The organism is Acinetobacter genomosp. 15BJ, from assembly GCF_000400715.1.
In the GTDB taxonomy this organism is placed as follows: domain Bacteria; phylum Pseudomonadota; class Gammaproteobacteria; order Pseudomonadales; family Moraxellaceae; genus Acinetobacter.
In genome coordinates, this window is sequence record NZ_KE007347.1 from 1,994,822 (window position 1) to 2,007,252 (window position 12,431).

Genomic DNA, 12,431 nt, shown 5'->3' on the forward strand with positions numbered 1-12,431 from the left:
CTATGAAAAGTTTATGGCTGGATATTGGTAATACCCGCTTAAAATACTGGATCACAGCACATGATCAGGTGATTGAACATGCTGCCGAGTTACATCTACAGTCACCTGCCGATTTATTGCTCGGTTTGATTCAGCACTTTCGTCATCAAAATTTAAGTCGTGTCGGGATTTCTTCTGTTCTGGATTCGGAAAATAATCAACGTATTCATATGATTCTCGATATTTTGGATATCCCTATTATTTTTGCCAAAGTCCATGCTGAATATGCAGGTCTGCACTGTGGCTATGATGTTCCAAGCCAACTGGGGATTGACCGTTGGTTACAAGTCTTAGCCATGGCAAAGCCCGATGCAAATTTTTGTGTGATTGGCTGCGGTACAGCATTGACCATTGATCTGGTCGAAGGCTTGCAACATTTAGGCGGTTATATTCTGCCCAACTTGTACCTGCAACGAGACTCACTGATTCAAAACACCAAAGGCATTAAGATTCCAGATTCTGCTTTTGATAATTTAAAACCTGGGCATAATACGGTGGATGCAGTACATCATGGTATTTTGCTTGGTCTGATCAGTACCATTGATCAAATTATGCAGCAATCCCCTAAAAAGCTGATTTTAACTGGTGGTGATGCCACTTTATTTGCCAAATTCCTCAGCCATTATCAACCCCAAGTTGAACCCGATTTATTGCTCAAGGGCTTACGTCACTATGTTCAACTGAACTCAGCTTTGAGCAAAGTTTGAAGTACCTGCAATAATTGTGGAAACTCATTAAAACCATCTTCTGTCCGAAAATGCCCAGCTTGAACCACCTCAATCAATTGGGCATTGAGTAAATTAGAAAATTTAAAAGTGAGTGGTACAGGTACAACGGGATCATTACTGGAAAAGAAAACCAAACGCCTTTGAATATTGGCACGCAATAGACCACTCTCAAAAGCTGAATGTTCAATAAAGGTATTGAACTCAGAATCTGGTGAGATCGGATCATTAAAACCAGCGAGAAACACCCCTGCTTTCAAAGTGGTATACTTCAATTTCTTAGCAAGAAATCGAGCCACCGCAACACAGGACAAACCATGTGCCACCACAATACTCTGCTCATTGAGCGCTTTTAACTGTGCATCCAAACAGGTTTGCCAAATCTCCGCTTCAGGGTGACTCGCATCAGCCAGAAAAACACGCTCAACCGTAATCTCTTCGCTTTTCAATTGTTGTTCTAGCCAGTGATACCAATGTTGCTCTGGATCTGCATGCTCACAATGTACAATAAACACCTTATTTTTTGAATTATGTGACATATTCAACACTACTTTTTAATGTAAAACATAGACTTATTTTTAATTTTCTGCTTTTTAAATCCAGTTGAATGTTGAAATTTTGTATTAAATTTATACAAGATTTTATGTGCTATAAAGAATAAAAAAAAAGGCGCATCAAGCGCCTTTTTAGGGAGTATCGAGCTTACTTTTTCTGGTCATTGCTGCCAAATAAAGGGCCCATATTACCACCGCCACCACCAAATTGCTTTTGCATATTGCCTAGTGATTTCAGCATTTTGCTCATTCCAGATGGATTAGCAAATTTCTTCATCATCTTCGCCATTTGCGCCTGTTGCTTAATCAATTTATTGACCTCAGCCACATCCATACCACAACCAGCTGCAATACGTTTTTTACGGCTTGGATTCATCAAGTCAGGATTACGACGTTCTTTGATCGTCATCGACTGAATGATGGCTTCCATACGCTTAACTTGCTTTTCAGGGTTGGCTTTTTCAATTGCATCCTGAATGCCCGCATTACTCATACCAGGCAACTTGTCCAAGAAGCCCATCATGCCGCCCATTTTACTCATTTGCTCAAATTGCATCAGCATATCTTCAAAGTTGAAGGTACCGCCTTTTTGCAATTTTTTCGCCATTTTTTCGGCTTTTTCTTTGTCGATTTTGCGTTCAACTTCTTCGACCAAAGAAAGGACGTCACCCATACCCAAGATACGTTGTGCAACACGATCAGGATGGAATGGCTCAAGTGCATCCAGTTTTTCACCAATCCCCAAAAACTTGATTGGCTTGCCTGTGATGGCACGAACAGAAAGTGCTGCACCACCGCGCGCATCACCATCCGTTTTAGTCAGGATCACACCGGTTAAAGCCAAAGCATCGTTAAAGGCTTTTGCTGTATTGGCAGCATCCTGACCGGTCATTGCATCAACAACGAATAAAGTCTCGGTTGGCTTAACCGCGGCATGTAATTCTATAATCTCGTCCATCATGTCTTCATCGACATGTAGACGACCCGCTGTATCGACAATCAAAACATCAGCGAATTGGATTTTCGCTTGTTCAATGGCACGATTGACAATATCAATTGGCTTTTCAGATGCTTCTGAAGGGATGAAACCAACACCCACTTCATTGGATACGGTTTCTAACTGCTTGATCGCTGCTGGACGGTATACGTCGGCAGAAACAGTCATGACTTTTTTCTTTTGGCGTTCTTTTAAGAAACGCGCTAATTTTGCCGCAGTTGTGGTTTTACCTGCACCTTGCAAACCTGCAAGCAGGACAACAACAGGTGGTTTTGCACTTAAATCTAGTGTTTCGTTGGCCTCACCCATCATCTTGGTGAGTTCATCATAGACAATCTTTACAAATGCCTGACCAGGAGAAAGCTGAGTCATCACCTCTTGACCGAGCGCTTCTTCCTTAACCTTCGCGATAAACTCACGAGTTACAGGTAACGCCACATCGGCTTCAAGAAGTGCCATACGTACTTCACGTAGGGTATCTTTAATATTGTCTTCGGTCAGCTGCCCTGAGCCAGTAACATTTCTTAAACTCTGTGTGAGTCGTTCTGTTAAGGTATCAAACATTGCGAAATCCGCTTAAAATGGCTAGTTGCAAAAAAATCTTTCTTAAAATAGAAAATTTATGCGTAAGATGCTATAGGATACTGTAGTTCGAAGCGAATTTATATCTTATATGGTGAATATTATTCATCCTCCTGCAAAAGGTTTGACATGATCAGTCTCCCCTTGGTTTACACAATTTTGGCACTCATCGCCTATACCAGTTCATTTTGGTATTTGTTTATTCGATTGATGTCAAAACGTACTCCAAATCTTTGGTGTTATGGTCTTATGGTTGGACTAGGGCTAGTACTGCATAGTACTGTGCTCTACCAAGACATGATGACACCGATTGGGGTGAATTATGATGTCTTTAACCTGATGTCATTTACTTCAGGGCTGATGTTGGCGCTGAGTTTGATTTTGAGCCTGATCCGCCCGATCCTGCCATTAAACCTGATCGGTACGCCTGTCGCCGCTTTTGGTTTAATCCTAGGTTTTGCCTTTAGCCAACCCAATCAGATTATTGAACAACATAGCTTAGGCTTAGATTTACATATCATCCTCTCTCTATCTGCTTATGCGGTACTGCTGATGGCCACCATTCATGCGGTATTATTGTGGTTCCAAGATCGAGAACTAAAAAAGAAACAAAAACGACGCATCTGGGTGAATTTGCTGCCACCGTTCCAAGTGATGGAGTCACTGTTATTTGACTTAATTATCACAGGATTTAGTTTATTAACTGCGGCATTGTTATTTGGTTTCTTTACCATTGATAACTTCTTCGCACAACACTTAGCACACAAAACCGCCTTTAGTATTATTTCATGGTTCTTATATGGCGCACTCTTGATTGGACATTACAAATTTGGCTGGCGTGGTCGTAAAGCCATTCGCTTTACCATTACTGGTTTTGTCCTGCTCGCGATTGGCTTTATGGGCAGTAAATTTGTATTAGAAATGATTTTAGGACGCTAGATTTTTCGCATTTTAATAAAAACTAGACAGCCTATCTGAAAATGCGTATAACGCTGTTTTCGCTTCGCTAGGTAATAAATCGTGAAACTTGTACTCGCCCCAATGGAAGGTCTGACTGATCCGATCATGCGTGACGTGCTCACCCATGTTGGCAGTTTTGACTGGTGCGTGACTGAGTTTATCCGTATTACCGATAGCATCCTGCCAGATCATATCTACGATAGTTTTTGTCCTGAACTCAAAAACGACGGTAAAACCGCAGCAGGTACGCCTGTACATGTGCAATTCCTTGGCAACAACCCAGAGATGCTAGCAGCCAATGCAGCAAAAGTCGTGCAACTGGGTGCACCTGCGATCGATTTAAATTTTGGTTGTCCTGCAAAAACGGTGAACCGTCATCGTGGTGGTTCTGTTCTACTGGATGAGCCTGAAACCGTACATCAATTGGTCAAAGCTGTTCGTGATGCAGTGCCTGCACATATTCCTGTTTCAGCCAAAATGCGTTTGGGCTACCTTGATGAAAATCATACCTTAGATAATGCCCATGCGATTGAAGATGCAGGTGCAAGTTGGCTCACGGTTCATGCACGGACTAAGGCTAATGGCTATACCCCACCGGCCTACTGGGAAAAAATTCAACCCATTACAGAAGCATTAAACATCAATGTGATTGCCAACGGCGAGATCTGGAACAATGCCGATGCAAAAGCTTGTTTAACACAATCGCATTGCCAAGATCTCATGATTGGACGTGGTGCCGTCACCACCCCTGATTTAACCTTGTGTGTCCGTCAAAATATGGATCAGGCATTGTTGTCTTGGCATGATTTGGTGGAATTACAACTTCGCTTCTTAAGCGGTCAATATAAGACTGAAATTGGCATGGTAGGACGCTATAAGCAGTGGCTAGGGATGATGACCAAAGCCTATCCTGAAGCACAAGCGCTGTGGGGACAGGTGAAGAAAATCAAACAGCTCGATGAAATCACTCAATATTTAAAACAAAGCTAAATTTAGAATTATCCCATATAATAAAAAAGCGGCCTAAGCCGCTTTAAAATTGATTTTATGATCTAAGCGATGTAATTACATCCCGCTCACTTTCATTTGTAGATTTGTTACAGAAGCACCTGTTACACCAATATTACCAATGGAAGCATTGGGTAAATTGTTAAAAGTACCTGCTTGTTGAGCACCACTTGTACCTAGAAGAACATTATTTAACTGCAAGTCGAACTTATTACTTGTTCCTGTATTTCCAAAAATCACGCCACCTTTATCCGTTGTCCCTGTTGGACCATAAATTCCAGCATAGAATCCTTTTAAACCAAAGGGATTACCATTATTTCCAGTCAATTTAAAGTTAAAGCTCGCACCAATAGGTGCCGTAGTGGAATTTCCAGACGTTGCATAGTCCGAGACTAGCATAATATTACAGCCAGTCCCTGTGCCACAAATTGACTCGATTGCGCCATCAAACATCACCATATGGCCTTGTGGAGCCGCACCCATTTGAATATTTATACTTGGCTTATTCGATGCAAAAACAATATCAATGCCGCCAACACGAAGTAATTCTTTTACATCACTTTTAAGTAGTGTACCTGAACTAAAAATAGAATTGCGCGTATAGGTACTTCCACTCGAATTAGAAAGCGAACCTGATCCAGCGGTATAAATAGAAAAGGGAGAAATTCGAATCCCTGTTACATTGTTATTCAAACCCAATGCAATATTGGCAAAAGCGCCACCTGTGGCAGCGGTTCCTGCATCAGTATCAACAAGTGCCTTAAAGCCTAATGTCGTTTCAGTGGTACCATTTAAAGCAGTTACCTTAACAGGGATTGCTGTCGCTTGTCCCGCCACACCTGCAATGACCAAACCTGCTCGATTGGTATAAGATGGTGAAGTATAACCGCCATATGATAAGCCATCATTATCAATGATCGCCAATTGATTGAATTGAACATTCGCCTGAACACCAATGGTTAAGCCATTCTGTCCAGTCATGGCAGAAAGACTTTGGTCATCCATCGGTTGCATTGCCATAGTCAATGGACTTAATAACAATAACGACAAACATCCTAATTTTTTGTTTTTATTCATTGTCTTCATCCATAGACAAATGTTTAAAATATATACAAAACTTAGTCTAACATAAATTCTATAAATCACAATATTAAATCATGCTAACTTAACTTTTGCTTCATCTTATGTAAATGTTGGGCTAATTTTCTCTTTTGATCTATAGATAAAGCATACAACTCAGCTGCCGTTGATTCAGGTTTTATAACTCCTGTTCCAACTCCAACAGCAAACCAATTTGGTACACCAAACATAAGTGTTCCACTTAAACTATATTCAGCAAAATCTATCAATCGAGGTGTTCGATGTTTCCAACACTCTTTTAATTCCTTATATTCAGGTGAGATTGGCACATTTTTCATCTCTTTCCAAAAAGGTGTATCCTCTCTTGGGGTATCATAATGCATACGAATGAAATCCCCAATCCCACGCCAATATTGTCCATTCTGCTTATTAAAATAATTTATATTTTGTTCAGAAATAACCCCATGATTGTGTAGGATAAAATTTGATAATGTTTCTAACTGTGTGACCATTTGTCCAATAGAGGTCGCCTCTAGAGGCTCTACAAAACCAGAAGCTAGGTCAAGAGCCACAACATTTTTGACCCATACCTTTTGAAAATATCCTGCCTCAAATTTAATTACACGTATTGGATCAATTTTTTCCCCTAGCCATTTTTCAACTTCATCATGAGCTTGATCATCTGACAAAAATTGGTCATTAAATACATAGCCAGCTCCTATTCTTTCCTGTAATGGAATTTGCCAAACCCAGCCAGAACTTAAAGCAGTTGCTCGTGTTACTAACTCTATTTCTTTTTTATGTGATAAATGAAAAGGCAGTGCTCTATTCATAATTAATGTATCTGCAAAGGATATCCAATCAGTCTTAAACTTCCCCCCAATTAAAAGTCTAGAAAATCCTGAAGCATCTATTACAAAATCGCAATCAATTTTTCTATTTTGACACTGAATTGAAGTTACAGAACCCTTTTCAGCATCTAAACAAAAATCCTCTACCTTATCTTCAACATGAATAATACTTCTTTGTAATGCAATTTCTTTAAGATATTGCCCCACTTTAAAAGTATCAAAATGTAAAGAAGCTGTGAAATTATGATTCCCCGAAATTAATAAATCAATGACTTTGTTAAAAGGTACTTTATTCTCACATAATTCCAATGCTTCCATATAGCTATTAATATTTAAGCCATTATTTAATAATAGAGATAAAAAGGGATAATACCCATTTTCATCCCACATTTCTGGTGTATCAATATTTGGAAAAAGATGATAATAGTAGTCTTCTTTCTTTCCAGTATTCCATTGTTCATATCGAAATCCAAGCTTTAAAGTTGAACCCGTATTATCAATAAAATCTTTAATGTTTATTTCAAGTTTAGCTAAAATATCTAGAAGATTAACAACTCCCCCCTCCCCAACTCCAACAATAGGAATCTCTGGTGCTGAAATTACTACAACCTCTACAGATTGATTAAAAATTTGACGTAATCTTAAAGCTGAAAACCAACCAGTTGTTCCCCCACCAACAATACAAACTCGTTGTATGCCACGTAAATTTAACATTTTAATTTAATTCCTCTGAAATAAAAAAGGCGGATTAAACCGCCTTTTTTGATTCTATTAAAATCAACACATTTTTAATGTACCGTAGCAATTCGCTACTACATTTTGGACAGTTCCTAATGGGACATCTTGTAAATTTGCATAAGCAGTTCTACCAGCCAAGTTAATATCAGGAATCGTTTTCTGTAATCCTCCATTGACTAGCGCTTCAATCCCTTCCCGGCTATTCACACTCGTTTTATTTTCCTCCCGGCTTAACCATGCACTAATTGAGTTTGCAATTTGAGGATAAACTGAACTGATATCAACTGTTTTTCCTGCCGGAGCTTGCAAATACCCTAGATCGAGGGGATTTTGAAATGACATCCACCATCCTGGTTGAGCAATATCCTGCTCCTCAGCACCAGGCCACTTAAGTACTTGTCTCTGCAAACCTAAATAAAATCCCCCTCCATTAATTGGGAGATTATGTAGATATCCTAAGTTTTCTTCAAAATTAATATTTGCACTTAAATTTTTAATTTTTGTTTCCATTTGAATATAAATTTCAGAGACATTAATAATGCCTAATACAGATACTGGTCGATCCAACTTTAATTGAATTTTACCAGAATCTTTATTTATAACAATATCATCAATACTTGTTGTGTTTACGTTCCGAATTGTCGCAGATTTCATACGTTGACCTGTAATTATTGCATCTGGCACATTAAATTTCGCTTTTAATGATGGAATACTTAGGCCTGTTGTATTCGCATTACCTGGTAAGCTTGTAAAACCGTTATAAGGCTCTTCACCACAACCTCCAGTACAAAGAGCTCCTAGAATATCAGCGTAAACCATTCCTCTTAATACTTGATCACCCGCTTTACCAAATATTGTTGGTGTAGTCATTACTTCACCTGAAGTTGCCTTTGTTTTAACATAGCCACTTAATGAGTTAATACCATTAGGAATTTTATTACCACTGCTATCAACGAGATCGTTATCACCAATCGTTAATAAGCCCAATGCATCTTCTGCACTCAAACGTAAACCAACCACCTCTCTTGTAGACGCTTGTCCTGGGTTTTTAATCGCAAACTCAATGAATGGGTTCGTTAATTTCGCGGATGAACTTGCTCGTTCTTCTCGAGTCATGGGCAGTAAAGCTCCATTACTATCTAACTTCACGCCGCTTAAACCAACATCCTGTAAATCAATATCACATCCATCTGCTCCATTCGTACCGCCACAACCCAATTGTAAGCGCTTAATATTTGCATTTAATTCCAGCGTTGCTTCCATTCCTAAACGATAAAAACCAATATTAGATGCCCCTCCACTTCTTAATCTTTCAGCATTTGCTGCGTCAGCTGGAGCAATATAGGATAAACTCATCAGAGCTTGGCCTTGTGTCGCTGCCAATTCTTCGTCATTTAGAAGCCGTAACTTAGAGTCAATAGCATGAACATTTAAGCTCCCCAACATCAATAAGGCGCCTGTTAAAAATTTTAAATGAAACATTTCACACCTCATCCCTAAGTTAGTTAGTAAAATTACCATTTCGAGGCACAATACTTAGACTACTGTTTAGTCTTCCACCTGTAATCGCGAGTTCACCTAAACGTTTACTTGAACCTGAAGAAGGAGGATAAAAGTTTATATCTCTGGCTCTAAACACATCTGCTGCATTTTTATCAGGGTTAAAGTTAATTGCCGTATTAAAGCTCACAACACCCTCCCCAGAACTATGACGACCAATAACAATTGAGTTATTAAATGCCATTTTACCCATTAAATTATCCAGCCCAATCGTTGAACCATCAACAGGATCACTAATTTGGATTGTATTATTTTGATTCTTATCTAAAGATAAATCACCTACAATATTCAAACTACTTCCAGTACCATCTGCTCTATATTCGCCATTTGGAATCAATGAAAAATCCATACTACCGCCAATACGGAGCTTTACTCCTAGTAGAACATCATTTGAAAGTGAAAAATTATTAAGTGGCACTTTGTTATTTGCAGCTACAGCGCTACAACCAGAATTTGAAACACTTTGTACACAACGGCTATATGTCGTTCCTGGTAAATAACCTGCCGCAACTTGAGCTGCCGCCACAATTAGCATATCTTTAAGGCTAACATTCAAACTACCCTTTTCAACACCAATACTCCCAGTTCCCTTAATCAGCATATCAATATTACGCAATCCCATGTAGTAATCAGTAGGTTGACCGTTCACCTTTTTCCCATCGATTACCATGATTGAAGTTGTTTTCGCTCCATCGTCACTCACCCCTTGAGTACTCATTGCCAAAGAAAAACCTAAACGCGGTGTTTTTTGTCCAACTGCCCCAATAACAACCTTATTTGAAGATGACTTATTATATCCTTTATAATCAGTCGTATAAGCGTATGCCGTAGATGCATCAACATTTGTACCAAAGAGCGCAATATTTGCATTAAGATTGTAAATAGGTAATGCTAAGCCCCATTCATTTAATGTCGTACCATTTTGCCCATCATGCTCAACAATATTTGGAACACTATTGCCAAAAGCATCATTTGTTCTGGCGCTATTAGTGAAACGACCTCGTCTTGAAATCGCCTGAAACTCTGAACCACGAATTGCGACTAAGAGGCTATAGGGATTTTGATTTATCTGAATACCATCAGGTGTATTCGTATAAATATATTGAATGTAGTCATTATTATTAGTTAAAAAATTTCCATTACCAAAGCGACTAGTTTGAAATAACTTATTTGCTGGGAGTAAAAGCGTTTTAGTATCAGCAAGATTAATATAAACATTACCGCTATCAAATGAACCTCTATTTGTAGCTACAAGACCAGTTAAATTACCAAACTCAAAACCATACGTATTTAAACCAGCATTACCAATTTCTAAAGTTGTTGCCTTACCATCAGAACCTAACATTAAGTCATTATCTTGGGTAAACTCAGCCGCCATACGGAAAGCTATGCCCGTCTTCCCCATAATATTTTCTCCAGCGGCTGATGTAATAGGGTTGTTAGCAGCTAAACTTAAATTTGTACTTGAGTTATTAACTTTCCCGACAATATTACTATTATCTGTATTACCATAATTTACCCCACTGTAATCAGGATTATTCATACCATCGGCATTTAGACCACGTAATTGCAAATATCCATTGACCATTCGGCCACTTGCACCCACTCGAATCAAACCAGTAGCATTTGTTGGACTATTTGTCGTATTTAGTGTGTATGGTGAATTTTTATCCACATTTTTATTAAGCATAAATTCAAGATTTAGGCCAGCATTAGTTGTTATTGTTCCATTAGGAGCTGTGGAAGTTGCATCTCCATAACTTCCATTATTTTTTAAGTTTGCTGAAGCGGAATCAGGTGTACGTCTAAAATCTACATATCCATGTGTTGAATCTGGAGCCATATTTATTGTTGCGTTACTTACACCGTCTGCATTTGTTTGTAATTTAAAGCCACCCGATGCATCAATAAACATCACACCTTTGCCTAAAAAGTTAAAGTTAAAGTTTTTTAAAATTAACTGATTCAACTCACCACTTACATCTTTTTGCCCTAAATATATATTGGCATTTTTTAAGCCTAAATCAAGAACCGCCTGTTTATCTTTACTAAAAAGCCCATCACGTGTTTTAAAAGCAATATCAATCACAGAACTTGTCTGCATTGCTACACTTCCAATAGGCACACCACAACGCGGACTGCTTTCTGTATCACAAATATTAAAATTATCTATAGTAATCAATGAAGGGTTTGTTGATAACATTAAATCTAAACCAGTTTTACCTGTATCAGCCCCGATACCGCTACCAACATTAATTTTATAATCCGAACCAGGGGTTCTATTTGCTATTGCCAAATTAGAAACATTAGCATTAGTCGCTTTAATTTTAAAACCTTCGGCAGTTGCTCTTAATGTTTTTGTATATGCCTTATCTGTACTCCCTCTTCCTGCATCATCCTCCCAGTAAAATTTATCCACATTAATTTCATCATAAGAGGTTGCAATATGAACACCATCCTGACCATTTACACTCCGTAGAGCATTATCATCTAAACTCTGTAGAGCATGAGCAGAATTAATCAAAAATATGCTTGCGGTAAGAGTATTTAGTACAAACAATACCAAATTGTGATTTTGATTATTTTTTTTCATCACTTCAGTCCTTTGAAATTCATTCCAACTTAACAACGTGGGTGGCTTCCATCACATGCAAACATAACGATATTTCCTTGTATTGCAAGATTGCCATTCATCATTAATCCAGTGAATCCTGTTTCACGACCAAGACCAGCATTCGTTGGGTGTGTACCATCGAATGTGTTACCTGTATATGTATAACTACCTACCCCAGCCGCTGTTGAAACTAAATAACCTGGAATATTATTTGTACCTTCATCTGCTACACTATCTTTTTCAATCGCAAGTGACTGGTAACCAAAATTACGGATAAGTATTGGGTAATTGCTACTATAACTAAGTTGAATTGCTGGCTTTATTTGTACTTGTCCCGCATCATTATTATAAACTAGATCAACTCCATCCAAACCTAGTTTCTGAATATTTACAGTTCCTTGGATTCCTTTAAATACTAACCATAGTTTGTTTCCACTAATATCATCAGCTCTCCAAACACCCGAACCTGTTGTGGTTTCCTTCAAATAACGTTTATTTAACGATAAACCTAAACGACAAAAACGTAAATCCGTACATAATGCTGTATCAAAATCACCATTCATACCTGTCTGATTGAGTTGCAAATTTAATGACAGGTCTGCTCCAGCTTGTCCCCGAACCTCTGCCAAAGCTTGACTATCTAGCACTTGTAAACCCGCATGAGTCATTAGACTTGATAACAAAGACAAACCGAATAAAAATGTTTTTTTCATTACTTCTGCC

At 38.5% G+C, this 12,431-nt stretch carries 10 protein-coding genes; 3 read left to right on the plus strand and 7 right to left on the minus strand.

What is annotated here, in order from left to right; genetic code table 11:
* Positions 1–2: 2 nt before the first annotated feature.
* Positions 3–746, plus strand: a complete 744-nt coding sequence (locus F896_RS04970; protein ID WP_016164566.1) for a pantothenate kinase — start codon at positions 3–5, stop codon at positions 744–746.
* On the opposite strand, the gene F896_RS04965 is transcribed toward F896_RS04970, so the two are convergent.
* Both F896_RS04965 and ffh read right to left on the minus strand, forming a co-directional pair.
* Positions 716–1,303, minus strand: a complete 588-nt coding sequence (locus F896_RS04965) for an RBBP9/YdeN family alpha/beta hydrolase (protein ID WP_016164567.1) — start codon at positions 1,301–1,303, stop codon at positions 716–718. The genes F896_RS04970 and F896_RS04965 overlap by 31 nt on opposite strands.
* 163 nt (positions 1,304–1,466) lie before the next feature.
* Entirely contained in the window at positions 1,467–2,879 is a 1,413-nt protein-coding gene (gene ffh / locus F896_RS04960; protein WP_016164568.1) for a signal recognition particle protein, read from the minus strand.
* Positions 2,880–3,026: 147 nt separating this feature from the next.
* Here ffh and F896_RS04955 point away from each other — a divergent pair, with 147 nt between their 5' ends.
* Together F896_RS04955 and F896_RS04950 are read left to right on the plus strand one after the other, a co-directional pair.
* The gene (locus F896_RS04955; RefSeq protein WP_016164569.1) at positions 3,027–3,836 is read left to right on the plus strand and encodes a cytochrome C assembly family protein; all 810 of its coding nucleotides are present in this window, start codon (positions 3,027–3,029) and stop codon (positions 3,834–3,836) included.
* Positions 3,837–3,917: 81 nt separating this feature from the next.
* Positions 3,918–4,847, plus strand: coding sequence for a tRNA dihydrouridine synthase (locus F896_RS04950; RefSeq protein WP_016164570.1), 930 nt, complete (start codon positions 3,918–3,920; stop codon positions 4,845–4,847).
* Between the two features lie 75 nt (positions 4,848–4,922).
* On the opposite strand, the gene F896_RS04945 is transcribed toward F896_RS04950, so the two are convergent.
* The 5 genes from F896_RS04945 to F896_RS04925 form a co-directional block, all read right to left on the minus strand.
* A complete protein-coding gene (locus tag F896_RS04945) occupies positions 4,923–5,942 on the minus strand; it encodes a DUF6160 family protein (protein WP_016164571.1) in 1,020 nt (339 codons plus the stop codon).
* A gap of 83 nt (positions 5,943–6,025) precedes the next feature.
* A complete protein-coding gene (locus F896_RS04940; RefSeq protein ID WP_016164572.1) occupies positions 6,026–7,510 on the minus strand; it encodes a tryptophan 7-halogenase in 1,485 nt (494 codons plus the stop codon).
* A gap of 63 nt (positions 7,511–7,573) precedes the next feature.
* Positions 7,574–9,016 (minus strand): hypothetical protein, encoded by a 1,443-nt coding sequence (locus tag F896_RS04935; protein WP_016164573.1) that lies wholly within the window; start codon positions 9,014–9,016, stop codon positions 7,574–7,576.
* A 19-nt stretch (positions 9,017–9,035) separates the two neighbouring features.
* Positions 9,036–11,687, minus strand: coding sequence for a DUF6160 family protein (locus F896_RS04930; protein WP_016164574.1), 2,652 nt, complete (start codon positions 11,685–11,687; stop codon positions 9,036–9,038).
* A 29-nt stretch (positions 11,688–11,716) separates the two neighbouring features.
* Positions 11,717–12,421, minus strand: a complete 705-nt coding sequence (locus tag F896_RS04925) for a hypothetical protein (protein ID WP_016164575.1) — start codon at positions 12,419–12,421, stop codon at positions 11,717–11,719.
* Positions 12,422–12,431: the final 10 nt, after the last annotated feature.